Annotated in this window: 19 protein-coding genes; 13 read left to right on the top strand and 6 right to left on the bottom strand. The window is 41.2% G+C overall.

Annotated elements, in window-relative coordinates; genetic code table 11:
- The first annotated feature begins 3 nt into the window (after window positions 1–3).
- Together gap and adk are read left to right on the top strand one after the other, a co-directional pair.
- Window positions 4–1,008 carry a type I glyceraldehyde-3-phosphate dehydrogenase gene (gene gap, locus QNM18_RS02130; protein WP_211009418.1) on the top strand — a complete coding sequence of 335 codons (1,005 nt, stop codon included), beginning with the start codon at window positions 4–6 and terminating at the stop codon, window positions 1,006–1,008.
- 332 nt (window positions 1,009–1,340) lie between these two features.
- Window positions 1,341–1,985: an adenylate kinase gene (gene adk, locus QNM18_RS02125; protein WP_039609765.1), complete on the top strand. Its 645-nt coding sequence runs from the start codon at window positions 1,341–1,343 to the stop codon at window positions 1,983–1,985.
- A 187-nt stretch (window positions 1,986–2,172) separates the two neighbouring features.
- Here adk and QNM18_RS02120 read toward each other — a convergent pair whose 3' ends face one another.
- The gene (locus QNM18_RS02120) at window positions 2,173–4,401 is read right to left on the bottom strand and encodes an EAL domain-containing protein (RefSeq protein WP_284136167.1); all 2,229 of its coding nucleotides are present in this window, start codon (window positions 4,399–4,401) and stop codon (window positions 2,173–2,175) included.
- A 319-nt stretch (window positions 4,402–4,720) separates the two neighbouring features.
- Between QNM18_RS02120 and tmk the strand changes: the two genes are divergently transcribed.
- The 6 genes from tmk to QNM18_RS02090 all read left to right on the top strand — a co-directional run bounded on the left by tmk (window position 4,721) and on the right by QNM18_RS02090 (window position 13,031).
- Window positions 4,721–5,353, top strand: coding sequence for a dTMP kinase (tmk, locus tag QNM18_RS02115; protein WP_284136166.1), 633 nt, complete (start codon window positions 4,721–4,723; stop codon window positions 5,351–5,353).
- A gap of 31 nt (window positions 5,354–5,384) precedes the next feature.
- A complete protein-coding gene (gene holB, locus QNM18_RS02110; protein ID WP_211009421.1) occupies window positions 5,385–6,296 on the top strand; it encodes a DNA polymerase III subunit delta' in 912 nt (303 codons plus the stop codon).
- A 5-nt stretch (window positions 6,297–6,301) separates the two neighbouring features.
- Window positions 6,302–6,628, top strand: coding sequence for a PilZ domain-containing protein (locus QNM18_RS02105; protein WP_211009422.1), 327 nt, complete (start codon window positions 6,302–6,304; stop codon window positions 6,626–6,628).
- Between the two features lie 10 nt (window positions 6,629–6,638).
- Window positions 6,639–7,436, top strand: coding sequence for a TatD family hydrolase (locus QNM18_RS02100; RefSeq protein ID WP_284136165.1), 798 nt, complete (start codon window positions 6,639–6,641; stop codon window positions 7,434–7,436).
- A gap of 25 nt (window positions 7,437–7,461) precedes the next feature.
- Complete coding sequence (locus QNM18_RS02095; protein WP_284136164.1) at window positions 7,462–9,261, top strand: metallophosphoesterase family protein; 1,800 nt, start codon at window positions 7,462–7,464, stop codon at window positions 9,259–9,261.
- A 74-nt stretch (window positions 9,262–9,335) separates the two neighbouring features.
- A complete protein-coding gene (locus tag QNM18_RS02090; RefSeq protein ID WP_284136467.1) occupies window positions 9,336–13,031 on the top strand; it encodes a two-component regulator propeller domain-containing protein in 3,696 nt (1,231 codons plus the stop codon).
- Window positions 13,032–13,079: 48 nt separating this feature from the next.
- Here QNM18_RS02090 and QNM18_RS02085 read toward each other — a convergent pair whose 3' ends face one another.
- A complete protein-coding gene (locus tag QNM18_RS02085; RefSeq protein ID WP_284136163.1) occupies window positions 13,080–13,826 on the bottom strand; it encodes a hypothetical protein in 747 nt (248 codons plus the stop codon).
- Window positions 13,827–14,357: 531 nt separating this feature from the next.
- Between QNM18_RS02085 and QNM18_RS02080 the strand changes: the two genes are divergently transcribed.
- Window positions 14,358–15,290, top strand: coding sequence for an N-acyl amino acid synthase FeeM domain-containing protein (locus QNM18_RS02080; protein ID WP_284136162.1), 933 nt, complete (start codon window positions 14,358–14,360; stop codon window positions 15,288–15,290).
- A gap of 62 nt (window positions 15,291–15,352) precedes the next feature.
- On the opposite strand, the gene metG is transcribed toward QNM18_RS02080, so the two are convergent.
- Complete coding sequence (gene metG, locus QNM18_RS02075) at window positions 15,353–17,377, bottom strand: methionine--tRNA ligase (RefSeq protein ID WP_284136161.1); 2,025 nt, start codon at window positions 17,375–17,377, stop codon at window positions 15,353–15,355.
- A gap of 191 nt (window positions 17,378–17,568) precedes the next feature.
- Here metG and apbC point away from each other — a divergent pair, with 191 nt between their 5' ends.
- Window positions 17,569–18,642 (top strand): iron-sulfur cluster carrier protein ApbC, encoded by a 1,074-nt coding sequence (apbC, locus tag QNM18_RS02070; RefSeq protein ID WP_211009428.1) that lies wholly within the window; start codon window positions 17,569–17,571, stop codon window positions 18,640–18,642.
- Between the two features lie 177 nt (window positions 18,643–18,819).
- Window positions 18,820–21,285 (top strand): putative bifunctional diguanylate cyclase/phosphodiesterase, encoded by a 2,466-nt coding sequence (locus QNM18_RS02065; protein WP_284136160.1) that lies wholly within the window; start codon window positions 18,820–18,822, stop codon window positions 21,283–21,285.
- 12 nt (window positions 21,286–21,297) lie between these two features.
- Here QNM18_RS02065 and QNM18_RS02060 read toward each other — a convergent pair whose 3' ends face one another.
- The 3 genes from QNM18_RS02060 to QNM18_RS02050 all read right to left on the bottom strand — a co-directional run bounded on the left by QNM18_RS02060 (window position 21,298) and on the right by QNM18_RS02050 (window position 24,874).
- A complete protein-coding gene (locus tag QNM18_RS02060) occupies window positions 21,298–23,337 on the bottom strand; it encodes a hybrid sensor histidine kinase/response regulator (RefSeq protein WP_284136159.1) in 2,040 nt (679 codons plus the stop codon).
- A 153-nt stretch (window positions 23,338–23,490) separates the two neighbouring features.
- The gene (locus tag QNM18_RS02055) at window positions 23,491–24,282 is read right to left on the bottom strand and encodes a CLCA_X family protein (RefSeq protein ID WP_348772545.1); all 792 of its coding nucleotides are present in this window, start codon (window positions 24,280–24,282) and stop codon (window positions 23,491–23,493) included.
- Window positions 24,275–24,874: a tRNA-uridine aminocarboxypropyltransferase gene (locus QNM18_RS02050; protein WP_284136158.1), complete on the bottom strand. Its 600-nt coding sequence runs from the start codon at window positions 24,872–24,874 to the stop codon at window positions 24,275–24,277. The genes QNM18_RS02055 and QNM18_RS02050 overlap by 8 nt, the downstream gene beginning before the upstream one ends.
- A gap of 128 nt (window positions 24,875–25,002) precedes the next feature.
- Between QNM18_RS02050 and QNM18_RS02045 the strand changes: the two genes are divergently transcribed.
- Together QNM18_RS02045 and QNM18_RS02040 are read left to right on the top strand one after the other, a co-directional pair.
- On the top strand, window positions 25,003–25,347 hold the full coding sequence (locus QNM18_RS02045; protein WP_211009432.1) for an Hpt domain-containing protein: 345 nt from the start codon (window positions 25,003–25,005) through the stop codon (window positions 25,345–25,347).
- Between the two features lie 163 nt (window positions 25,348–25,510).
- The gene (locus tag QNM18_RS02040; RefSeq protein ID WP_211009433.1) at window positions 25,511–26,725 is read left to right on the top strand and encodes a pyridoxal phosphate-dependent aminotransferase; all 1,215 of its coding nucleotides are present in this window, start codon (window positions 25,511–25,513) and stop codon (window positions 26,723–26,725) included.
- Window positions 26,726–26,757: the final 32 nt, after the last annotated feature.

Below are 26,757 nucleotides of genomic sequence, written 5' to 3'. Positions count from 1 at the left end.
ATCATGATCAACATCGCAATTAATGGCTATGGCCGCATCGGTCGCAACGTACTACGTGCACTTTACGAATCAGGTCAGAACGACCAAATTAGAATTGTTGCAATAAACGACTTAGCACCAGCAGAGACCAACGCACACTTGACACAGTTTGATTCTGTTCACGGTCGCTTTAATGAAAAACTGACGCTTGCTGGAAATACATTGGTTATCGGAAACGATGAAATCGCATTGACGCAAGAGCGTGACCCTGCGAATTTGCCGTGGAAAGCATTGAACGTTGATATCGTTCTAGAATGTACGGGTATTTTTACTTCTCGCGATGCTGCTGCTAAGCATATTGAAGCGGGTGCTAAGAAAGTAATCGTATCAGCTCCGGGTACGGATCTGGATGCGACAGTAGTTCATGGTGTAAACAGCGATGTTTTAAATGAAAACAGCAATATTATTTCGAATGCATCGTGTACAACAAACTGTCTTGCGCCTGTTGCCAAAGCATTGAACGATGTAGTTGGTATTGAGCAAGGTAGTATGACTACAATTCATGCATTTACAAATGACCAAAACTTGTGTGATGTATATCACAAAGATTTATATCGTGCTCGCAGTGCAACACAATCAATGATCCCAACTAAAACTGGAGCAGCAAAAGCAGTTGGCCTAGTACTTCCTGAACTTGCTGGTAAGCTGGATGGTATGGCTGTACGTGTACCAACGGTCAATGTTTCCCTTGTTGACCTTACTTTTGTAGCGAAACGTGAAACAACTGCAGACGAAGTAAATGAAATTGTTAAAGCTGCTTCTGAAGGCGCAATGGCTGGTGTACTTGAATACAACACGCTACCGCTTGTTTCTATCGACTTTAATCATAACCCGGCATCTTCTGTATTTGATGCGACACAAACCAAGGTAGAGGGCAAATTGGTTAAAGTTATGGCTTGGTATGACAACGAGTGGGGCTTCTCAAACCGCATGCTTGACCAAGTTAAAGCTCTGGGTGCTTTTTTATAACGCTCAATAACGCAATAGATTTAAAACCCCGCGAGTTTGCGGGGTTTTTTGTATCTATCTTTTGTCCAGTGTTGAGAGCGATAATCAGAGTCTGGCAATTGCGTACCAGCAGCTCAAGGTAGTATTGTTAAGAAACAAAAGATAGTAAATTGCATTCAAAACTTATCGATATTTGCATGGTTTTTAAGCAATAGGCAGGTAGATTATAGATCTATCCCCACACAGGGACAAAACCTCTAATCAATTGGTATAAGTGACTTGAGAATCAACGCGCAATATGAAAAAATTCCAAACAATTAAAATACAGTTAACTCAGAATCGAGGAACATAATATGCGCATTATCCTTTTAGGCGCGCCTGGTGCTGGTAAAGGCACTCAAGCTCAATTTCTTATGGAAAAATTTGGTATCCCTCAAATCTCGACTGGCGATATGCTTCGCGCTGCTATCAGCGAAGGCACACCACTAGGTCTAGAGGCAAAAAAAGTGATGGATGCTGGCCAGCTAGTTTCTGATGAAATTATCATTGGTCTGGTAAAAGAGCGTATTGCAAAGCCTGACTGTGAGAAAGGTTTCCTTCTTGATGGTTTCCCACGCACAATTCCTCAAGCTGACGCAATGAAAGAAAATGCAATTAACATCGACCATGTAATTGAGTTTGATGTTGCAGATGAGATCATTGTTGAGCGTATGGGCGGCCGTCGCGTACACCCAGGTTCTGGACGTGTTTATCATGTTGTATACAACCCACCTAAGGTTGAAGGCAAAGATGATGAAACAGGTGAAGACTTAATTATCCGTGCAGACGATACTGAAGAGACTGTTCGTAAGCGTTTAGGTATCTACCATGACCAGACAAGACCACTTGTTGATTACTACAATAAAGAGGCAGACGCTGGTAATACTAAATACCACAAGTTAGATGGTACTCAAGCGGTTGATGCTGTAAGCCAGCAACTTGGCGAGCTACTTGGTTAATATTTTAGATTAATCGAAAAAGCAAAACCCAGTTACTGTGTGACTGGGTTTTTTGTTTCATTACAGGCGAAAGCCGCTATGAGCAAAAAATTACGCCTGAGGCTCGAGCGTAAGTAAATCCAAGGGGGGTCAAATGCCAAACAGGTATTATTCGACACGCACATTTAACAATATTTGTATGACTGAATTATGACAAGGCTTTGTTGTTTGATTTTAATAGACTGAGATCTATCATATTTGCACTACAGGGTTTGCTAAACCAATAGCCTTGGAACTCTGTAATGCCGAGTTTCGATAGCCTCTCGAAATCCTCTAGCGTCTCTACACCTTCGGCAAGTAATGCAATTTGCATATTTTCGCAAATAGTCTTCAATCCCAGTAAAAGTGAGCGCTGCTTTTTGAGATCAGTGATATCTGTTAATAGGCTTCTATCTAATTTTAAGCGTTGTATTGGACACTCTAAGACACGTGCGATATTGGAATACCCAGTACCAAAATCATCAATGCTTAACATGAAACCGAGCTCATTGAGTTTATCCATGACATGATTGTGGTCGTCGGCAAAACTATACTCTGTTAACTCCAGTTCAATGGATTGAGGCGCGACACCATACTTACTGGTAATATTTTGTATTTGTGTAATAAAATGAGGGTCCTCAATGTCTCTTGAGCTAATATTAATGGCAACAGGCACGTTTATTTCAGGGTTGGCCGTTATGAACTGACAAACTTTGTCGAGCATTGTGCGTGTAACGTGGCTAACCAGACCGAACTCTTCAGCGATAGGGATGAACTGTGACGGAGGTACCCAGCCTAGTAAACTGTTGTGCCATCTTGCCAGTGCTTCGTAGCCGGTAATATTTTTCTGAATATCGTGTTTGCTTTGCAAATGTAGCTGCAATTCTCCCAGCTCTATTGATTTTTCTAGCAGTAGTGCCATTTCATGCCTAGCAAGGGTTTGCCTACGTGTCAGCTGGTCAAATACCGTAATCATTTGATTGGGGGCACGGAGCTCACAAGCTTGAAGGGCACTTTTTAATAGTCTCTCCGCGATGTAGCCATGCTCAGGGTAGGTGGCGATACCAATTGCATATTTCGAATGGAATTGATGCTGTCCCAGTTTAATCCAAAAATCTAATTGCTTGTGCCAGCGATTTGCAATGTCTTTAAGAGGGCCTTTTGCTTCAACCAAAATAGCAATTCGTCCAGCGCCAATATATGCAATTTGATCTAATAACTCAGCGTCTTGTTCAACCAATTGGTTAATGCGTGCGTACAAAGTACGGTGTTGCTCACCGTCTATCATGTAATCTAGTACGTGTTTATTTAGGTTGTCAGCAATTAAAAGCGCGAATGGTTTGCCTCTGTCTATATGTGCCTGTAGTTGTTCTAATAACCAGGTTTTATTTGGCAAATTGGTGGCTTTGTCAAAATATTTTGCTTGCTGATGCGCAACATCTAGCGTTAATAAGTCTTGTTGTAACTGTTGTTGGTCAGAAACATCCTGAAGGTACCAAGCTTTAATATCATTGGAGTGCTGTTCCTGAGCCGCAATTTCGATACATTTGTCATCTACTTCAAATGTCTTGGGCAAAGCCTCTATAAGGTCGTTGTCATAGGTTAGATACTCTACATTATCTGGTGTTATTCTGTTTAGTGGCAGAGGTAGAGGTTGTGTTTGAATACTTAGCAGGCGCTTTGCTTTATCGTTCGCTTCTACAACGTTTAGCTGATTGTCGACCAATATAATGGCGTTAAACGATTTTTGAAAAAAGCGCTGGTAAATTTGCTTTTGCGATTTTAACAATGTGTTGTTTTCATGCATATGCTTATTTAAGCGATTGGCCGCTAGGCTGGTTCGCCAAACCGCGAGTGGGATGCAGCAATTCAAGAAGAAAAACAATAACAATTGGATATGCAATATTGCATCGACATACATTCTTTGCCCCGTTGGCACGATGGATATATCGATATTTTTTAGTATCAAAATAAATGGGATAATATTGAGGACAGCGTAAAAGATTGCTGTTCTCTTGCCAACAAGTATTAATGCGATGATAGGCGTAATGTAGACAAAGATGGAGCCCAAATGCGCAAGTTCGAGGCTAGGAATAAAAAGTTTGATCATTACGCCTGCAACCACAATGCAGATGAGCAGCAAATGTGCGGTAATGAAAAATGTATGACTACTTAAAAACAACAGAGCACCAAGAGTGAGCGTAAAGCCCGTGGTCAGTGCGATAACATAGTCTAAGTTGTAGTCAATTGCGGTAGGTAAACTGTTGAGGAAAATGCCAAAACAGAGAACTAATCCGGTAGCCAAGATAATACGAAGGGCACTAAGACGCCATGTTGGGACGTTTACACGTGGTTTATGTTCTTCTTCAAGTAAGAAAAATCGGCTTAATGTGCTCAAAACTAAATATTTCGTATTATTATTTTGAACAATACTAAGGTCTAACTGTACACAATTCAATGACAAATCAGCAAAATAAAGACTTAAATCAATTTGATTGCGTTGTCATTTTCGAATTGCTCTTAATTGCTCATAAATAGTGGGGAGTTTTTTACTCTGTTCTGGCTGTTTAGAATGAGAGCTTGGTGTATGAGTTGGTGATTGATGGTGGCATGCCTGGTTGAGAAGTAAGCAAAAGGTTTTCTACATACTGATAAAGCGCTAAAAAAACGGTAGTATAGCGCTATACAGACTATAAAAAGATTATTTGAGTACAAAGATGAGCAAAGGGTTCATGTTCGTTTGTGATGGCAGTAATGGTGCTGGCAAAACAACGGTTATTAAGGGTATTGAGGCGCATCTAATTTCAAAAGGGTATGAAGTCGTTTTGACTCGGGAGCCTGGTGGAACTGAAATTGGGGAGAAAATTAGAGAAGTCATTTTAGACCCGAACACACCTCAAATGACAGATTTAGCAGAGCTGATGCTGTTTGGTGCTGCTCGAGCACAACATATAGAAGAAAAAATAAAGCCGGCGCTTGAAGCGGGTAAAATCGTAATATCTGATCGCTTTGATGCCGCTACTTTTAGTTTTCAGCATTATGCAAGAGGCATTGACCTGTCAGTCATAAAAACCATAAATGACTTAGCATTAAACGGTTTTAAACCTGATCTCAATATTATCTTAGATCTTGATCCTGAAATTGGTTTGCAGCGTGTCCAGCAAAGAGGCGAAGGCCTCGATCGTTTGGAAGTTGAAAAACTCGACTTTTTAAAACGAGCACGTGATGGTTACCTTATGCAGGCAAAGGCGGCACCGGATTCTTTTACTGTGATAGATGCTAGCTATTCAGCAAAAGACGTACTCGCGCAATGTTTACAGGCAGTCGATGCCCGCATGGCACAAAAGTAATGACGTATGTTTGTAAAAAAGGCGTAGCATAATGTACCCTTGGCTTGAACCAGTGCAACATAGAATGCAAGAAAACTTTGCCAGAAGTCGCTTTCATCATGCGCAGCTGCTCCATGGTTTGGAAGGGGTTGGCAAGAGAGAACTGTCTCGTGTATTAAGCGAAGGGTTATTATGTGTAAATAGTACCGAGACGCTTTCGAGCTGCGGTGGGTGTAAAAGCTGCATGTTAATAAAGGCGCAAAATCACCCTGATTTGCTCTACCTTTCAGCTGACTCGAGTAGTATTGGGGTCGATGAAATCAGAACGCTTAACGAGTTTGTTTTTCATTCTGCACAGCAAGGTGGGAATAAGGTAGTTGTAATCGAGCAAATCGAAAAAATGACAGAATCAGCTGCTAATGCACTTCTAAAAACGCTCGAAGAACCAGCTGCAAAACGATATATCTTGATGACGTGTAATGATGTTTCAAAAGTGAAAGCAACGGTATTGAGTCGTTGTAATCAAGTCCAAGTGGCTATAACGGACAAACGAGTTTCACAACATTGGTTAGCGGAGCAGGGGATCTCCAGTAGCGCATACCCGTGGGTTGATATCTTCTCAGAGCAACCCCTATTGCTGAGCAAGTGGGCGCAACAGGAAGTCATTTCTGAAGTGGATTATCTGTGGAAAGTTTCTCATGATATTGCTAGCATTTCTGATATAAACGCACTAGAAACTGCGCTTGCGAAGGACGCATACTTATTGTCGGTGTTTGCGCGTTTTCTAATGCAGGTAATTAAACAGCAACTCACAGTACAACACATTGGATTTGTTCAATTTCATAATTGCACCGTGCAAATCGAAAAATACATGTCCGATCATCATCGGATTTTGGGCATTAATAAAACTTTGAGTCTGTCTAATTTGGTGTTTGGACTCCAGCGAGTATTAAAACAGGATTGAATGCAGTGCAAGAACTATTAGTCGATATCGAAGACAACGACGAGCTTTATCGAAGCTACATGCCTTATTTGAAAAATGGCGGAATATTTGTTAAAACCAATAGCCGTTTCGATATGGGGACGCCGATCTCAATGAGAATAATGTTGCCTGACGCGCTTGAAGAAGAGGAAGTAACAGGCAAGGTTGTTTGGATCACACCGCAAGGTGCGCAAAACTCGAATCCGCCAGGTGTTGGTGTGTGCTTTGATGCCGAGTTTGAGCTGTTAAATGATAAAATAGTAAAAATGTTGGGTACTGCGCTCAATCTTGATAAACCAACCTATACGATGTAAGAAAGTAGTAATGATAGTAGATTCACATTGTCACCTTGACCGCTTAGATTTTGATAAATTAAAGAGCGAGTTACCAGAGATATTACAGGCAGCCCGCGACAAGCAGGTAGAGCACTTTTTGTGTGTGAGCGTCACGTTAGATCAGTTTCCAAATATGTTACGAGTAATTGAGCCATTTGATGATGTGTCTGCCTCATGTGGCGTTCATCCTCTAAATCAAGAGGAAGCTTTAGATAAAGCTCAGCTGTTGTCTTTGGCACAGCACGATCGCGTGGTTGCAATTGGTGAGACGGGATTAGATTACTACTACGCTAAGGACACTCATAAAGTTCAACAAGACAGCTTTGCCGGGCACATTGATGTTGCCAATGAACTCAAAAAGCCACTCATAATTCACACACGTGATGCCCGTCAGGACACCATTGATATTATGAAAGCTCACAATGCACAAAACTGCGGCGGGGTTTTACATTGCTTTACTGAAGACTGGGATATGGCAAAAAAAGCGATAGACATGGGCTTTTATATTTCAATATCAGGTATAGTGACGTTTAAAAATGCAGTAGAACTACAAGAGGTTGTTAAAAAGCTGCCTCTAGATAGGCTGTTAATTGAAACTGATTCTCCTTATTTAGCGCCTGTTCCACACCGTGGTAAAACTAATCAGCCAGCCTATGTGCAAGATGTTGCTTATTTTATCGCCGACCTTAAAGGTTTGTCGTTCAAAGAGCTTGCTCATGCGACTACCCAGAACTTCTATCAGTTATTTAGCCTAGCAAGTCGTAACCAAATCAGTGAATCAAGCTAATCTGCCTCTATTCCTCTGCGGGCCAATGGTCCGAAGAGCTGAACCTCACCTTGTTAGTTTTCAGTTTGTTACGACCAAACTGGTTAATCTTGTTGTTGAGTTCGCTGGGTATACAACCACTGTTGAACAAACGAATATACAGCTTGGGGAAGCGTTATATCTCATATTTCTGAACGTACGCCCGCAAGGTGATGCGTTTTCAACCGATATAGAATTGCCGTATGAGGTATATAACAACACAGTTGCTGTTGACCTTTCTCGATTCAGTTATAAGGCGTCACCGACATTAATTGTCCCTAAGGTACTAACTAATGTTCTGCATGGTTCTTGCCGAAACCCCCATCACCCTAGCAAGGATAGTTTGGCAGAAGCAGATGCCTACGTTGCGAAAAGTTATATAAACAGTGATGAACGTCCGAGCCTGTTGATTCTATCTGGCGATCAAGTTTACGCGGATGATGTCGCAGGCCCCATGCTTGTGGCTGTGCGTCAATTAATAAGTGTGCTTGGGATATACAAAGAGCGGCCCTTGGAGCTGTCTTTGCCCAACGAGTTAGAGTCGCAATTATATATCCGTGATGGGCACTTGCCTAAGGAGCCTTGGCAAAATCGAAGTAAACTAACGCTAGGCTACTGGACCCGTAAAGATGAGCCACATTTTTCAAGCGTCAAAGCAGGTAATCATCTAATTTCTTTTGAAGAGTTTGTCGCTTTTTATATATTGAACTTTAGTTCTGAGGCTTGGAAGTTAGTTGAACCGTTTAATTTTAAAATTGACACACTAAATACGAAACATCAAACTCTATTTGAGGCTGAATCAAGAGCATTAACAGACTACATTGCTACCCTCCCTAAAGTAGAAAGGTTAATGGCGAATATTTCTACATTAATGATGTTTGATGATCATGACGTCACCGATGATTGGAATTTGACACCGAGATGGGAGCAAAACGTCGCCAACTCTTCTGTTAGTAAGCGCATCATTAATAATGGTTTGATTGCATATTGGTTATTTCAAGGGCTAGGCAATGACGCACAGAGTATCTCAGGCGACTTGCTACCTGGCTTTTTAAAATCTTTTCAAAATGATACGTGGCAATTTGACAAGTTTGACAGAGCTATAAATCGATTTGGTCAATGGCATTACTGCTTGGATACGACACCAAAAGTCGTGGTGATAGACACTCGCACGCATAGGTGGCGTAGTGAGCAGGACTTTGATGAACCGAGTGGTTTGATGGACTGGGAAAGTTTAATGGATTTACAGGATGTATTAATCCATCACGAAAGTGTGTTATTAGTGAGCCCAGCGCCTGTTTTTGGTGTGAAGATTATTGAAACCATTCAAGCAATTTTTAACACCTGTGGTGAGCCATTAGTTGTTGATGTAGAGAATTGGATGGCTCACGAAGGTGCAGCAAGAAAGCTTATCGACATTTTTAAGCGTGAAGACACGCCCAAAGAGACAATTATTCTCTCTGGGGACGTGCATTATTCGTTTTGTTTTTCTGTACAGGCTAGATTTGGTCGCCACCACAATCGTATTTGGCAACTGACTGCATCAGGCATTAAAAATGAGTTTCCAAAGGGGCTATTGGCAATTCTGGAGAAATTAGATATTGCGCTATTCTCGACTTGGAGCCCATTCAATATATTTACCAAACGCTGGCAGCTGGCTGTGTCAAAACATAAATCTGATTACGGCAATGGGCGTTACTTGGTGTCTGACTCGGCGATAAGCTTGGTGCGCATGGAAGAAGGTAAGCTGAAGCACTACACCTTACTGCATGGCACAGGCGAAGTGACACAATTCGAACTCAACTAATCACGTAAGTATAGAAGCGCTAAACATAACTTTTGCTATAGTTACCTGTAAGTATAGTGACTTAAGTGGCATTTATGCTATTGATACTGCGCTTTTGTATGATATGTCTTTGCTGGTTATTAAGCCGTAACCAGAGCAAACGAGTACTTTCTGTATGTCTGCTGTCGACTGCGTGTCAAGCCGGAGCCAATCCCATTTTTACAGACACGTCGCAGATTATGCGCCGTTTTGATTATGAATCTGGGTTGAGTCAAGTCACCATAATGGCGCTGACAGAGGATCAATTAGGCTATATTTGGATTGGAACTCAAGCAGGGCTCAATCGCTTTGACGGTCATGAATTCAAGCAATTTACCAGTAAACAACAAGACCCCAACGCACTAGCCGGCGCATTTGTCACGGGATTGTGTCACAGTGGAGAAACAGTATGGATTGCCACAAGCACAGGTTTGAGCGCCTACCACACGGTAACGGGTCGATTTCAAAGCTTTTTGAAAGAAAATTATCTAGCGATCAGCTCTGATCGGGTAAAAAACCTAAATTGTAATGGAAACTACATATCTGTTTCGACTGAAAACCACGATTTTTATGTGATAGATAAAGTCTCACTTGAACCTCAATCTATAAAGTTACAAGGTCGTTTTGCCAGCCATGCAATCACCTATAACGGTCAGATTTACTATATATCTGAGCGTGGCTTTATGACGTTAAGTATGCAATCAAGTAAAAGTGCGCTGTTACTTGCTGGCGACTTCAAGTACTTAGCTTTGCGGGGCGAGCGAGTTTTTTTGATCACAAAAGACAATAGACTGGTTAGCTACGACACTCTGTACGAGCGTATCTTGTGGGAAATAGAAGTCGGTAGCCAAGCAGGTTTGGAGCTAAATACACTACACATATCGACAGATAGATTGTTTGTAGGAAGTAACTTTGGGGTATACCTATACGACTTAAAAGGTCAGTTTAAAAAGCACTGGTTTAAACATGAAGGCCAAGGGCTCGGCTTACAAGATAACAGCATATTGTCCGTCCTTGTAGATAGCAACCAAGATTTGTGGTTTGGAACGGAAACCAGTGGCTTACACTTTATTAGTCAGTTAAGTGAAAACTTTGGGCACGTAAGTGCATTTAACTACCCCGACAGGTCTCTTCCTGAGCCTGATATCAGAAATTTTGCATTGGATCGGTACGACAGATTATGGTTAGCGACATCCTCCGGTTTATATTTTTTTGATGGCGCGGGGTTTGAGCAAGCTCAGCAAGTATTTCCAAAAGTCTCGGTGATGGAAAATGCGTTTATTACTAAATTGCATATCCAAGGCGAGCATATGTGGATCGCGACCCGAGGGTTGGGTATGTACCGGCTGAATATAGCTAACGGGGATTTAATTAATATCATCCCAGATATAGGTAAAGGCCCTGAGCTGAGTTTTAACGATATTATTGAATTTGAGGGCAAAATATTAATGAGCTCTCGTTCTATGGGACTGCTTTACTTCAATGAAAAAACCAACAAACTTGAACCCTTTTTGCCTTTTGAAGACAAGGCTCCCAGCCATGTTTCCTCGTTATTAAAACAGGGAGATGCGCTTATTTTTGGCAGCATTGGAGATGGTTTATTTAAATATGAAGACGATGTACTTTTACAGCTAACCATTGCGAATTCACTGGCGTCAAATATTGTGTTTATGTTGCAAGAAGATAGTTTTGGTCGTATCTGGGCCGGGAGTGAAACGGGCATTTCAATTGTAGATAATAATTTTTCTGTTGTTAAGGCGATAAAACGATCTGATGGTTTGGCAAATAGCGCTATTTGGGCGCTTTTGTATGATAAACAAAATCATATTTGGTTTGGCACCAGTGGCGGTTTGTCGCGAGTTAATATTCATGACTTTAAGATTGATAACTTTTTTCCAGTAGATGGCGTACAAGGCAACGAATTTAATTACAACGCAAGTTGGCTCGCTCCGGACGGCCGCGTCTTTATGGGTGGGTCCAATGGATTTAATCAATTTCATCCAGAGGAGATCAAGATATCTCCGATTATAAGGCCGCTATTAATTTCTAATATTGAATTGTTAGGTCGTACACTGCACCCATCTAACAACAAAGAACTCAAATTGGCTCCTGAGTTGACTACCCATCTTGAACTTGAATATGACCAAGATATTGTTTCACTGCATTACTCCAGTTTAGATTATGGTTCAGAAGGGCTGAGGTTTTACTATCGTATAATTGGGCTTAGCGAACAGTGGCTTAAATTGGCTGATGGGGTTAGACAGATCAACTTGCTTAAGTTAGCACCTGGAAAGTATCAAGTACAGGCCTATACAATTAATCGCTTTAACCAAATTTCACCCGTACATCATTTTGACATAAGAATTAATGCGCCTTGGTGGTGGAATGATTATACAAAAGCGGGCTACTTCTTATTGTCGACATTGTTGCTCTTAATGTGGTTCAGGCAGCGTCAAAAACGCTTCCAGCAAGTAGTTAATGACAATAAAATTATGAATGAATTGCAAGAGCGTTTAGAGCTTTCCCTTTGGGCTAGTCAAGATGAGATGTGGGATTGGCATATAAATTCCAACAAAATTTATCGTCACAGCGTTAAACCTCGCATCGACTATGGGCAATGCAAGTCTACTATGTCGGTCCATGATGCGGTTCAGTTTATTCACCCAAAAGACTATATAAGTTGGGAGGAAAAACTCGAATCTTGCTTAGACGGGGAGCAGGATACGTATGAAATAGCGATTCGAGTAAAAACCGTAGATGATGATTGGACATGGGTACTCGAGCGCGGGAAAGTGGTGAGTAGAGATTGCCATGGAAAGGTGGAACGTCTTGCTGGCGCGCTAAAGGATATTGCTGAACTCAAAGCACACCAAAATGCATTGCAGTCGTTAAATGAAGGTTTAGAGATTAAAGTTGCTGTTAGAACTGATGAGCTTTATCAAAAAAACCAAAAGCTAGAACAGGCGATGATTGAGCTAAAACGAACTCAACAAGAGTTAATTGAAAGCGAAAAAATGGCATCGTTGGGCAACGTTGTAGCAGGCATTGCCCATGAAATTAATACCCCATTGGGAATATCAATAACAGCGATTTCGTACAATCAGGAAAGCCTTAAAACGGTTGCGACCAAACTAGAAAATCAGACATTAAAACAGTCTGAACTAGAACTGTCGATTCAGGAGCAACAAGAGGGCTATTTGCTTATGAGTCGCAATTTAGATCGCGCCAAAGAGTTAATTAGTAATTTTAAACAAGTTGCGGTTGACCACTCGAGCGAGGTCCAAAGGGAGATTAATGTCAAAGAGTATGTTGAAGATGTCTTCATTTCACTCAGCCCCTTGGCAAATGGTAAGCAAATAACATTGGCAATTGAGGGGGATACTGAGATAAATGTAAACACCTACCCAGGTGCGCTTTATCAAATACTAACCAATTTGTATAACAATACTATTTTACATGGTTTCGAAGGCAAAGATGAGGGAGAGGTGAGCGTCAATATTCAGCAGTTGGAAGGCTGTTGGTCTTTGACATATAAAGATGATGGCATAGGTATGAACGAGCGAAATTTAAATACACTATTTGATCCCTTTGTGACTACAAAACGAAACCAAGGTGGCTGTGGGTTAGGAATGCACATTGTTTATAACTTAGTTACTCAGTTACTTAAAGGGGAGATATCTGCTTGGTCGAAGCCAAGTAAAGGATTAGAAATAAAACTAAAAGTGCCAATTACCTCCGATAGCGTTGTTTAAGTATAATCCTCCCTAATTAATATTGGGAGGATATAGAGGTTATTTTAACTAATTTATATTGGTCGAAATATCTAAATTAATATCGTCTTTTTCAATTTTCCAAATTTCAGTAACTCGGGTAGTTCCCCCTGTATTTCGACAAACAATTTGAGCCGCTATTAATCCAGTTCTTGCATCATATTGGACAGCTTCATCGAAAGATAAGACATCACTATAAAACCCATTGTTGTGTCTTCGTGCCAAAGCAATAGGGGAGTTACTTTCAATACTAGAAGCAAAGCAAAAACCATCTGGCTCACTATTATCAATATTTAATATCGCTTTGTAGTTTACATCTTGATAAAACCCTGGATAGAGGTGATCACCCTCTGACCACTGAGCTGCATCTATGTTACTTTTTAGGTTTACTTTTGGAGCGGGTGCTAATTTGTGCCTATAAATAGAAACAATGTCGGTATTACCTGCACATTCTGCTTCAACATATTTAGCACTATATTCATGCCCCTTGGGAAGTTCAGCAGTAAGTGTTTTTCCATTGACTTCCATGTGAGACAAGAGTTTATCGGTATTTTCATCATAGATAGCAGCTTTTTGACAAGGTGTGTTATTTAGATAATGCGGTGTATAGATACGTATGGTATACGCGGAACTTGACTGAGTTACCATGGCATCAATTGGCCCATGTTCATAGAAGGTTACCCGACCTGCATTACCGTCAGTATCGTAGAACAGGGTTCCTGCTAAAGCTTTTGCACTTAATAAAATAGAGAGTGGTATTATCACACTAGGTTTCATTTTTCATTCCTTTTACATGTTGTTAATAACAACCTTACCTTGAGTATAATTAGATGTGAAGCGATATTTTAATGGTTTTATTATTTATTTTAATTGAAGTGTTTTAATGTAATATAAAATCTATTTATTAATATCTGTTGTTTATATTTTTCAAACAACCCCCTTTTGAACTACAGTTAGAGGTGTCCTTAAATTTGCCGCTGATGCAAGATGAAAGAGCCAGAAGCAAACCCCCTGACTTTTTATGCACACCAGTGAGCGCTACTAGCAAATAGCAGAAGATATTCGCACCAGTTCAAAGTACAAGGGCTGCGTCCATTTTTGCAGGTGTATCTTAGGTTTTATCAGAGCCGCTAAATTGGAATTGTCCAAAAGCTTAACTAGAGTTTTTTTCAAACAGTTCATTCGAAATAGAGCAAATTGCGGACAGCAGCTATTCCTAGCGTAGTTACATTGTGAATTATCTTGGCGCTATGCACCAAGGTGAGTATGCCATAACAGCTGTCAGTCAGACATTAAAGGGGAAAATGCATGCCAATAAAAATCAAGATTGCAGACACCACAAGCCTGATAGATGAATCTTTCAGGCTGAGGTATAAAGTTTTTGTTGAGCAGGAAGGTTACATTGAGCCCAATTCGCAACGGCGCGTATTTGATCGTTTCGATGCGTTTCCAACCACATTTAATTTGGTCTCCATGCTTGATAATGTGGCAGTGGGCGCTTTTAGGTTAGCTATTGATAGCAGCCAAGGCTTACCTGCGGATAGTTATTATGACTTTAGGCAGCATATTCCTATTGGCTCGGTGTTGATGCATGGCGGGATGTTTTGCATTGATCGAGAGCATCGCTCCAGCGGTATGGCCATGGGGCTTATTCTAATGGCCAGCTACCTAGCAATGACAAAAGGTGTAACCCATGTTGTGGCGCCAATTAACCCTGCAATCGGTAATATGCTTAAGCGTATAGGTTTTAAGCAAGTTGCTGACGAGTTTATGGATCCGCAAGTCAATATTTCAGTTTTGCCGCTTATTTTAGATGTCTCTGAAGTAAAAGACTTTTTTCTTAACTTTATAAGGCAAAACGAGTTACATGACTTTCTTTGTGATTATCAGAGGTGGTTTTATAAAGCAGGTGAAACAATCATTTCCTCAGGAACCAAAGGCGATGCTGCATTTGTCATTATTGAAGGCGTTGCGCAAGTAAAACTGCCTAACACCGATACTGTCGTAGCGACAGTAGAAGAGGGAGGTATGCTCGGGGAGTTAGCTCTCATTACTGATGAACCCAGATCGGCAGATGTGATTGCTAAACAGGATGTTGTTGTTATGGTTATCAATAAAGAAGTATTTTTGCACCGCTTTATGAATTCACCAGAACACGCTTTAAAGTTGCTGAAATTGCTAGGTAATCGAACACAAGGCATGCTCAAACAATTGCAGTTGAAAGATGGTTTTGGCAGCTAGTTGACGTGATAAGAAAACAAGGACATGAGCGATGTGTCATGTCCTAAAAAGTGTGTAAGCTGTTACATTACTCGCATGCCTGGCTCAGAACCTTCATCTGGGTTCAGAATATAAATTTCTTTACCACCAGGGCCTGCCGCTAGAACCATGCCTTCTGACATGCCAAAGCGCATCTTGCGAGGTTTTAAATTCGCAACCATAACTGTAAGCTTGCCTTCGATGTCTTCAGGCGCGTACGCAGACTTAATGCCGGCAAATACTTGTCGAGTTTCTCCGCCTAAATCAAGTGTTAGTTTAAGTAACTTTTCAGCGCCTTCAACATGTTCTGCTTTAGCGATTTTAGCCACGCGTAAATCCACTTTTGCAAAATCATTAAATTCGATTTCATCTGCAATAGGCTCTTTAGCAAGTGGACTGTTTGGATCCAAAGTTGGTTTTGCAGGTTCTAAGCTTTCTTTCGAAGCATCCACCATGGCGTTAACCTTATCTAAATCGACGCGTTGCATCAGTGCTTTAAATTTATTGATGTCATGACTAACCAATGGCTCAGCTACGGTTTCCCAGCTTAACTCTGTTGCTAAAAACTGCTCAACATTCGCACTCATTCCTGGCAGTACAGGCTTAAGGTAAGTCAAGATGATCTTGAACATGTTTAATCCAAGAGAGCAAACCTGGTGCGCGCGTTCTTGCGTAGCTTCATCTTTAATAAGTACCCATGGTGCTTCAGCATCGATGAATTGGTTTGCTTTGTCGGCAAGTGTCATGATCTCACGGATAGCGCGGCTATACTCGCGGTTTTCATAATGCGTTGCAATGGTATCGGACACAGCGCTAAATTCAGCTAATAATGCTTCATCCATGATTTCGTTGCTAAGCTTGCCAGCAAACTTTTTAGTAATGAAACCTGCGCAGCGGCTCGCAATGTTTACAACTTTACCCACAAGATCTGAGTTTACGCGTTGGGCAAAATCCTCAAGGTTTAAGTCTAAGTCAGTGATACCACTGTTTAGCTTCGCTGCATAATAATAGCGAAGATACTCTGGATCCAAATGTTCAAGGTAAGTACGAGCTTTAATAAACGTACCTTTCGACTTTGACATTTTTGCGCCGTTAACTGTTACAAAACCATGTGCGAATACATTGGTTGGTTTTCTAAATTCAGCACCTTCAAGCATTGCAGGCCAGAACAAGCTGTGGAAGTAAATGATGTCTTTGCCGATAAAGTGATACAGCTCTGCGTCTGAGTCTTTGCCCCAGAAAGCGTCAAAATCAATACCGCTTTTATCACACAGGTTTTTAAAGCTAGCCATGTAGCCAATTGGCGCATCTAACCATACGTAAAAGTATTTACCAGGAGCGCCAGGTATTTCGAATCCAAAATAAGGTGCATCGCGGCTGATATCCCACTGCTGGAGGCCTTCAGCAAACCATTCTTCAAGCTTGTTTGCCATTTCAGCTTGTAAGCTTCCTGAATGTAGCCACTCTTTTAGCATGCCTTCAAATGCTGGCAGATCAAAGAAGAAATGCTCAGAGTCTTTTAATACAGGTGTTGCGCCAGACATCGCAGAGCGAGGCTCTTTTAACTCTGTAGGGCTGTATGTTGCGCCACAGGCGTCACAGCTGTCACCGTTCTGATCGGTAGCGTCACATGTAGGGCAAGTTCCTGTAACAAAACGATCTGGCAAGAAGATGTTTTTCTCGGGATCAAACAACTGTGAAATCGTACGTTTTTTAATGTGGCCTTTGTCATTTAGACGTGTATAAATAAGCTCACTTAATGCTTTGTTTTCATCGCTGTGTGTACTGTGGTAGTTGTCAAAAACGATATTGAAATCAGCAAAGTCACGTTGTCTTTCAATGCTTACATTCTTGACCATTTCTTCAGGGGTGATCCCTTGCTTTTGCGCATTTAGCATGATTGGCGTGCCGTGTGCATCATCAGCACAAACATAGTACGCTTCGTGACCGCGCATTTTTTGGAAGCGAGACCAAATATCAGTCTGAATGTATTCAAGTAAATGCCCTAAATGAGTTGGGCCATTTGCATATGGTAATGCACTTGTAATGAGAATTTTTCTCTTTGTCATAGTTTTCCCATGGTTAATTAGCCGCTTTGGCTAACGCCAGTGTAACTTTGACTCAATTTGGTGATGAAATTGAGCGCAATTTTTTAGTCCAACTGGATTATGCCCTAATAACGCGATTTTGACTGGTCTTAATTTATCGAATGTTACATAATTCCTGCGTTCTTTTCACCACCTGATGGCGTTTTATTTGTATGTTTGGCATCAAGAAGTTTTTTAGTAAAGAAGATCCAAGACAAACTGAAATTATGAATTTGTTAAATGGCTATCGTAGCGCCATTTTTCCAATGGGAATTCAAAATGAATGGATCTCGTCGATAGAAAAACAAAAGTCAGTTTATCAAATCACCTTAACACTTCCTTTTGCTGCGCGTTCGCAACAACTTGAACTAGAGCAGTACTTACGCAAAGACAACTCTATTGACGTCAGCATCAAGATTGAAACAGCTATTCCGTCCGCGTATAAATTCAAAAAGATCAAACATATTGTGCTAATCGCATCAGGAAAAGGTGGAGTGGGGAAATCCACGACAGCAGTAAATCTTGCATTGGCATTGCAAGCTGAAGGAGCAAAAGTGGGTTTGCTGGATGCAGACATTTACGGACCTTCTATTCCGTCATTATTAGGTCTGGAAGGGCAACAACCTTCCGCAAAAGATGATAAAACTCTTAACCCTATGCAAAAATATGACTTGAATACGATGTCGATTGGTTATTTGGTGCCAGCCGAGAAGGCCACTGTATGGCGAGGGCCGATGGCTTCTCAAGCATTAAACCAGCTTTTGAATGAAACGGATTGGGGCGAACTCGATTATTTAATTGTAGATATGCCTCCAGGAACTGGTGATATTCAATTAACTATGACACAAAAGCTGCCCGCCAGCGGGGCTGTGATTATTACAACACCGCAAGATCTAGCCTTGGCCGATGCACAAAAAGGCATAGCTATGTTTTCACAGGTGAACCTTCCTATTATCGGCCTAATAGAAAACATGAGTTATTTTAATTGCCAGCATTGCGGCGGAAAAAATGCGTTGTTTGGTCAAGATGGCGGGAGTGAATTGGCGGCGCGACATGGCGTTCCACTACTTGCAGAAATTCCTTTGGATATTCAAATTCGTGAAGAGTCTGAAAAAGGACACAATATCATCACTCAGAACACTAAAGTGGCTGAGCACTATACCTATTGTGCGCAACTTTTGGGTAGCATGCTCAATCTTCAATCTTCTGATACCACAGGTGTTGAGGTCGTTTTTTCAGACGATTAGGTGCTCCTAAAACATCGATTTGAGAGTTTATTTCGTATACTCACTGGCAATTGTTTGTGTAGTCATCATACTTACCTATGTGATTTTGGGGCGGCTTATTTTTTCATAGTTTGATGGGCATAATTGTAATAATCCAATTAAGCCGAAAGTCTAAATCACTTACTCAAGGAGGTGGGTATGTGGTTGTATATGAAACACATCGTATTCTATTTGTTTCTGCTTGTGAGTGGGCAGTGTGCCTTTGCGTCTCAAGGGTATGCCATTGCGCAATTTACAGATACGTCTAATGAATTGTCGGTAGACAATGTCATAGATCGCAGTGCGAGCTTTATACCCGTAGGTGGCGAAGCTAAATTCGTCAAAGGTGAAACTCTTTGGGTTAAAGTGAGCGGCACGCAATATTCCAACGATCTGGTTGCGATAATGAGCACAATTGAGGGCACTGTAAAGCTGTATCAGGTTTTAAGCGGTAAAATTGTTGCATATAAATTAGTTTCCCCTGAGGTTGCTCACCTAGCTCCCAATCTACATATTTTACCTTCTATGTCGCTGTCAGATGGGCAGAGGCAATATGATGTTTATATAAAAGTTAAAGCAAAGTATGGCGGTGTGCTTTCGTTAGATGTGTTGTCAGAGAGTGAATACAGAAAAGCACTGAATTCACGCCTATTTGCAATAGGTGTAAGTAGCGGCATTCACTATTTTATTGCTTTTTTCGTAGCCCTAATGGCGCTGTTTCAATTGAGAAAAGGATTGGCGGTGTTAACTGCCTATTTTGTTTGCATCAGTATTCAAACTGGTGTCTATAGTGGTGCCAATAACTTAGTTTTTCCGAGTGAGGCTGCCAGCTATTTTGCGACATATCAAAGCCAAATTTACTTGCTGTCTCTAGTTTTTGCAGTGCTATTTTTACATTACTTTATGGTTTTGAAACGGGCCGAACCCAGATATATTCGCTTGGTGAATATTTCGATTTGGCTTATTGCTGCATTGACACTGTTAGTCGCACCACTAAATGCTCAGGACTCGTTAGTTTTTCATTTGATCGGTAGCCTAATTTGCTGTTTGTTATATTTTGTCGTTCTGAAAAGCCATTTGGTAGAACACCGAGATGAGGTGTTGGCACTGGTCCTGACTTGGCTACCAATTTTTGCGTTAAAAGCGTATATATTTGTTAATCAATTTGGAATCTACTTACCGATAGATGACCCGATCGTAAGCCATTTCCTGATCACCTCACATATTGTATTACTGGCTTTTTATTTATATTGGCACGATAAAAACAAAAAAAAGCAGCTTCTGTTTTATGCGACGCATGATAAAGATACTGGCGCACCTAACCGCTATATGTTGCAGCAAAGTTTAGAGTCACTCGAAAAAAAAGGAAAAGAGCATACTTTACTATTATTTAGACCACTGGTATTGCAGACTATTCGATTGAACATGGGGTGGAGCTTTGCAAATACACACCTTAAAAAGCTGTTGAGTAAAGTAAGCGAGCAATTGAATACCTATGGCAATGCCGTTACCGCTGAGAAAACAAACTCGCACACAGCAATATATCGATTGGATGATTCACTTTTTGCAATTGTCTTGCTTGGTAAATTTGAGTTGAGCCAAGTGGAGCAATTTGTTTGCATTTTGTCAGCGAGCTTCGAAGATGGAATTGATTTTTGCGGAGATTTGCTGGTCGATCAACTGGAAATAGGGGTAGCGAGCAACCCTATTCACGCAGCCAGTGCAGATTCATTGATCCAATGTGCGATGCAGGCTCTTGCCGCCAAACCTGCTGGGACGCATAAATGGCAGCTTTTTGATTTTGGTAATTCCATTGTGTCTCAACGCCGCATCAAAATTGCCTCGGCGTTAAAGGTAGCTATCGAACGTGAGCAGTTAAGTTTGTATCTTCAACCTCAATTACACTTAGATTCTGGCAGAGTATACGGTGCGGAGGCATTGCTTAGGTGGCATCATCCTGAGCTAGGTGTTGTACCTCCCAGTGAGTTTATTCCGATTGCGGAGTCTTCAGGGATTGTGTTTGAATTGACAGAGTGGGTAGTCGAAACAGGGCTCAAGCAACAGGCGGAGCTTGTGGAGCTGCTTGCATCACATACACTTTCGCTGAATATTTCTGGTAAAGACGTTGGTCGAAAAGAGCTTTCTGTTCAATTGATTGAGCTGATCAATCAATATGCTTTGTCGCCTATTCAAATAGTACTAGAGGTCACTGAATCAGCGACAGTTGACAATGAGAGAACTCTTTATGATACCTTAGCCGATTATCGAAAAATTGGACTTAGAGTGGCTATTGACGACTTTGGAACCGGATACTCGTCTTTGGCTTATCTCAGCCAGCTAGGGTTTGACAAATTAAAAATAGATAAACGTTTTGTTATGGACCTCGAAAGTTCAAAGACCAATCAAACTATCTGTAAAGCAACTTGCGACATGGCACATAGTTTGGGCTCTGTGGTTGTTGCGGAGGGAATAGAAAGCGAGGGGAGCTACAGGCAGCTTCAATCGTACCAATGTGAAATAGGACAAGGCTATTTTATTTCAAGGCCGCTGCCATTTGAAGAGTATAAAGCCTGGTTGCAGCGAATGATCGATGTTGAAGATGTTATACATTACCTAACATCTTAGTCAAATCGTCACTTATAACTTTGTATATTCGTTGCAACCCAAAGAAAGCTGCTCTAAACAGTTGGACAGAATGCGTGCCAAGGCCATAAAATCAATGGGCTTTGGCAGAATATCTACCATACCAACTTCTGCTAAGTGCTGTTTGCTTAGTTCGTCAATATTGGCCGTCATTGCGATAATATGAGTATGCTCGGCTTTAAGATTTTGCTTAGCAATGATTTTTGTAGCGGTAAGCCCATCCATTATGGGCATGATACTATCCATAAATATAATGTCGTAACATGTTTGTTCACAATTATGTATTGCTATTTGACCGTTGCTAGCGATATCAGGTTCGATATTGAATTTCTTTAAAAATGACGTCATCACTTTTTGATTGATGAGGTTGTCTTCTACCAAGAGCACACGTAGTTTGGACGCATCGAATTGGACGTGGGTAAGAGGCTTTTTTGGCGCTGGCATTTTGGCCTTTTGAAGAGGTAAGTTTACAAAGAAGTGACTACCTTCACCCAAGTTACTGGTAACTTTGATCTCGCCCTGCATTAACTCAATTAATTCTTTTACAATCGACATTCCAAGACCCGTGCCTCCAAAGTGGCTGCCGACTTCGTTTTCTCCCTGTTTAAATGGTTCAAATAAGTTACTGATGCTTGAAGAAGACATCCCAATGCCAGTGTCACGGACTTCAATGAATAAATACAGACTAGAAGAACACTCATCACTGTGCACGTTTAGTTCTACTGCACCAGTATCGGTGAATTTTACGGCGTTGCTGATCAAATTTGTAATAATTTGGTTTAATCGGGTCGAGTCACAATTTACCCAGCAAGACTCGGAAAGCTTTATATTATGTGAAAACTGGATGTCTTTTTTACTAACTAGTTGTTTAGATAATTCGACGAGATCGTCGATGAGCGGCACGATATCGCAAGGTTGGCAGGCGAGGGACAGCCCCTCTTGAGATATCTTTGAAAAGTCTAAAATCTCATTGACTAAGCCTGTCAAAATTTCAGTGCTTCGAAGCGCTAGCTGAATGTCCTCGGTTTTTTTTGTGTAGTCGTTCTCATCCATAGCATTTAGTAATAGTCCATTTATACCGTTCAGCGGGGTTCTCATTTCGTGACTAATTTTGGCTAACAATAAGCTGCGTTCACTCAATAACCGCTCAGCTTCATGTTTTTGCAGTTTAAGCTTTTCTCTTAGTTCAACGTCTGCGGTGATATCCTGTAAGGAGCCAATCAAGCTGATGCATTCACCATTATGAAATTCAGCTTCACCATGGCAAGAAACCCAAATAGTTCTATTTTGCTTGGTAGTGGCTCTTAATTCGAGGGCCCAAGGTAGGTCATAGTTGATTGCGTCAGATATTGCCTTCGAAAATGCATCTCTGTGTATGCCTTCACTGAAAAATCGCATCCACTGTGAAAGTGTAGGGCTCTCTTCTAAGCTCAAGTTATGGATCCGTTTAGTTTCGTTGCTCCAAAATACTTGTTGCGAAGGTAGATCTATTCGCCAACTGCCAATTGAAGCAACTTGCTCCATTTTTTCTAACGTCTTGTAATTACTTTTTAGCTTGCTTTCGGACTCTCTTCGAGCTAGTTCGAACCCTAGCCATTGAGCAAATAACTCTACATAATCAATATGCTCTGTTGTGAAAGGAGGGCTGATTTTGGCTGCGGAAAAGTTAATCGTCCCAAATATGCGATCGGCAATTCGAATCGGTGCGCCAATATAGGATTCTAATTGGAAGTCTTGATAACAAGGGTGTGTGGAGATTTCACTGTTTCCGGCGTGATGAAAAGACAGCGCTTTGTCTGCATTGAGTGTATGCACACAATAGGTTCCAGTGAGGTCAAATTGGCAGTGAGGGGCGAGATCAGGGTTCTCTGATTCAACATATAAAATGGTATATTGAGAATCTAATACCTCGCTCACGATTGCAATTTCAAGGTCGAATACCTCTAAACCAAACTTTAGAAGGGCCTGTATTTTCTCATCGGTATTTAGGCTTTGTTTTGATACGATGTTATGGAATTGTCTTAAAAAGCTCACAGGTTAAATCCTTCTTTTTTCTTAATAAGCTACAAAGCATCGTTGGATAAGTCAGCCCCTAGACTGGGGTTGATATAATATATTAAAAGTAGTTTAGCGCAATGTGGTATTTTATTAATTCTAAATGATGCAAAAGAAGCCAATGCCAAAAATCTACGACGCTGTGCTATGAAGGGCGTTGCCTAGTGCGCTAAAGTAGTTTTTTATTGCCGCAGTGATTAAGTCAATTTCGTCACCGATAAGAAAACCGCCAGCTAATTCCAATTTGGAATTAAGCACATCTGAAACGAGAAACTCGTTTTGAAATTCGAAGTGCTGGGCTATGACAGACTCAAAGGCACGTGCTGTTAGTTCCTGCGGCAAACTGTAATAGAGTTGCTGGGCGTGTTGATCTAAAGCAATACCGCGTGTGAAAAATGCACTGGGCTTGTTACCTTCGCTGTTAAGCAGAATACGTTTATATATTTCATTGAGTAACTGATTGAGCGGGTGAGAAGTACTTGGGTGAGATGTTAGCCATTTTGCGGAGGCGAAATCACCAGCCGTGCAATGCTCAAAAAAATGTTTACAGATGTAGTGATCAAAGGCATGCCACCACTCATGAGCAAGTGCGCCTCCACCAGCATTTTTGGCCAGCGCCAAAGTTCTTTTGGAAGGGGCGTAATGAGCTTGTACGCCCTTTTGCCCGCCGCTGCCAAATGCCAAATTAAGTGTTCCGCGAAGGCCAATAGCGGTCGGTGGCAAGGATAATATTTGAGCCAAATCAGCAAATGCATCATAAAGTAGGTTTGCGGCAATATGCTGCTCTTCTCTACTGACCCAATTTCCGAGCACGATGGTTTTAAATCCAAAGGTTGACTTTAATTCATCAAAACAGACTTGATCTCCGTAGCGGTAATCTGGGCCGTTACGTTTATAGTGCCTATGAAGTCTACTGTTACTCACTGAGATATCGCTGCTTTACGTCTTCAGGCATAAACTTTGTTTGCTCATGTATCATGCCCGCAAGCAGATCATATAGAGAACCAACAGGCAATGATTCATAGTGACTTAAAAAATAAGCGCATGCTTCCAAAGTAGAAAGGCTATGTAACTGCTCTGCTTTTCTAATGGTGTATTTATTTTCCGGTATTGATGAAAAAGATATCTTTTTTAAACGCGTTAACCAAGGATTGAGCATGGCGATTTTATGTGTTTTTTTCCAAGTACCATCCAATACAAAAAGATATTCAATCGTCTGTTGGTGTCTGTTAATAGTTTCTACGGTGTCTGCGTTTTGGTCTGGATATAACAAGGCGCAGTTACTTATTCGGGCAATCTCTTGTGCTGCTAAAAAGTCCTCTGGAGACTCACCTTGAAAAACCTCAATATTTGCCAGTTGTAGCTTGAGCAAACGAACCGTATTTTTCGCCACGGATACTTCGCTTGGATGCTGCAAAACGATAATTTTGGTTTTATTTTGCAGTTTTGGACAAACATAGTCGCAAACACATGTTTTTATGGAAAAGTGACAAATATTACAGGTACTTCTTTTCATAAAGGCTTTTAACAGGTTACAGTGTGCTATATCTTAACATAATTTATAGTTGGCTTTGCTCTTGTTGCGACTCTTAACTAGCATATAGTTATGGCAAAGTGGCGGGTAATAGACAATAAAGGACTTTTATGGACACTAGAATTGATGAAACTTGCTTGGAAAACATGCAGTCTTTGTTGGGGGAGCAGTTCAACGATACTTTGGAGTTTTGTCTAAGTGAATTCGATAGACTGGCTAATGATGTAAAAGCCACGATTGATAATGACTTGGAAGCAGCTACCAGAAATGCGCACAGTTTAAAATCAAATGCGGCACAGTTTGGAGCGATGAGTTTAGCTGATGTCGCCCGCAGCATAGAAATGGCGCTGATAGAAAATAATACTGAACATGCAAAATCACAGGTGAGTGTCTTGTGTGATGAAGTCGTGTCATCAAAAGCGCTACTACAACAATGGTTGACTTCAAGTGTATAAAGGCTTGGGTAAATAAGCACTTTTTTCCCTTGTAATAGGCTGTATTGTCACTCAGTACAGCCGAGTTTTCCTATTCGTCTGTTTGTCATTAAATTATACAACATTTGACCCTTTCCAATTTTCCAATCTCTGGTTATGCTACTCCTGAAATGAGGGGGAAATTATGCATAAAATTAATAAAAGCAATAAATTAAATGGGGTGTGTTACGACATTCGAGGGCCTGTATTATCTCAAGCTCAAAAAATGGAAGATGAAGGTGTTAAAGTGCTCAAATTAAATGTTGGGAATCCCGCCGCATTTGGTTTTGATATGCCTGAAGATATGCATAGAGACATCATTCGAAATTTACGCCAAGGACAGGGCTACTGTGACTCAAAAGGTTTGTATTCAGCAAGAGTTGCGGTATACCAATATTATCAGCAAAAGAGCTTTCCGAATATCAGTGTCGATAATACGTTTATCGGCAATGGTGTCAGCGAGCTTATCCAAATGGTCACGCAGGCGTTGCTGAATGACGGCGATGAAGTCTTGATCCCCGCTCCTGATTATCCACTGTGGACAGCGTCAGTGAAATTATCAGGCGGCGTGCCTGTGCATTATATGTGTGATGAATGTGCAGACTGGTTTCCAGATATTGCGGATATTCGAGAAAAAATTACAAGCAAAACAAAAGCATTAGTATTAATAAATCCGAACAACCCGACCGGAGCAGTTTATAGCAAGGCGCTATTAGAGCAGCTGTTGGACGTTGCCAGAGAGCATAAATTACTTGTGTTAAGTGACGAGATCTACGAGAAAATTCTATTTGATGATGTAGAGCACTTTTCAGTCGGTTCGCTATGTGATGATTTACCAATTATTACTTTTAATGGCTTGGCCAAAACATATCGTGCAGCTGGGCTCAGAATGGGGTGGATGGTTGCGAGCGGGAAAATCTCGGCCATGACAGATTTGCTTGAAGGTTTAAATATGCTCGCCTCAATGCGACTTTGTGCCAACGTCCCAGCTCAGTTTGCTATTCAGCAGGCGCTTGGTGGTGTGCAGTCTATCGATGACCTGTTGCTGCCTGGGGGAAGGTTGTACGAACAACGTAATATCGCATGGCAAGGCTTGAATGATATTCAGGGCATATCCTGTGTAAAGCCGAAAGGGGCTCTATATGCCTTTGCCAAATTCGACACTAAGCATTTCAACGTCAAAAATGATGAACTCATGATATTAGATTTATTGCGGGAAGAAAAAATCTTGTTGGTTCATGGTCGCGCATTTAATTGGCCATCACCAGATCATTTCAGGTTGGTTTTTTTACCGCATAAAGATGAATTAGAACCCGCTTTGCAGTCCATGCAACGCTTTTTCGACCATTACCGTCAGTAGGCGTGAAACAGGCCCTTACAAAAGGGCCATGA

This window comes from Pseudoalteromonas obscura, assembly GCF_030135505.1.
GTDB lineage: Bacteria > Pseudomonadota > Gammaproteobacteria > Enterobacterales > Alteromonadaceae > Pseudoalteromonas > Pseudoalteromonas obscura.
Note: the sequence above shows the minus strand (reverse complement) of the source record. Positions and strands in the feature narration are given on the sequence as shown.

Coding starts and splice junctions, on each gene's coding strand:
- gap (WP_211009418.1), top strand. CDS start 4: ATGATCAACATCGCAATTAATGGCTATGGCCGCATCGGTCGCAACGTA.
- adk (WP_039609765.1), top strand. CDS start 1,341: ATGCGCATTATCCTTTTAGGCGCGCCTGGTGCTGGTAAAGGCACTCAA.
- tmk (WP_284136166.1), top strand. CDS start 4,721: ATGAGCAAAGGGTTCATGTTCGTTTGTGATGGCAGTAATGGTGCTGGC.
- holB (WP_211009421.1), top strand. CDS start 5,385: ATGTACCCTTGGCTTGAACCAGTGCAACATAGAATGCAAGAAAACTTT.
- QNM18_RS02100 (WP_284136165.1), top strand. CDS start 6,639: ATGATAGTAGATTCACATTGTCACCTTGACCGCTTAGATTTTGATAAA.
- QNM18_RS02095 (WP_284136164.1), top strand. CDS start 7,462: ATGGTCCGAAGAGCTGAACCTCACCTTGTTAGTTTTCAGTTTGTTACG.
- QNM18_RS02090 (WP_284136467.1), top strand. CDS start 9,336: ATGCTATTGATACTGCGCTTTTGTATGATATGTCTTTGCTGGTTATTA.
- QNM18_RS02085 (WP_284136163.1), bottom strand. CDS start 13,826: ATGAAACCTAGTGTGATAATACCACTCTCTATTTTATTAAGTGCAAAA.
- QNM18_RS02080 (WP_284136162.1), top strand. CDS start 14,358: ATGCCAATAAAAATCAAGATTGCAGACACCACAAGCCTGATAGATGAA.
- metG (WP_284136161.1), bottom strand. CDS start 17,377: ATGACAAAGAGAAAAATTCTCATTACAAGTGCATTACCATATGCAAAT.
- apbC (WP_211009428.1), top strand. CDS start 17,569: ATGTTTGGCATCAAGAAGTTTTTTAGTAAAGAAGATCCAAGACAAACT.
- QNM18_RS02065 (WP_284136160.1), top strand. CDS start 18,820: ATGTGGTTGTATATGAAACACATCGTATTCTATTTGTTTCTGCTTGTG.
- QNM18_RS02050 (WP_284136158.1), bottom strand. CDS start 24,874: ATGAAAAGAAGTACCTGTAATATTTGTCACTTTTCCATAAAAACATGT.
- QNM18_RS02045 (WP_211009432.1), top strand. CDS start 25,003: ATGGACACTAGAATTGATGAAACTTGCTTGGAAAACATGCAGTCTTTG.
- QNM18_RS02040 (WP_211009433.1), top strand. CDS start 25,511: ATGCATAAAATTAATAAAAGCAATAAATTAAATGGGGTGTGTTACGAC.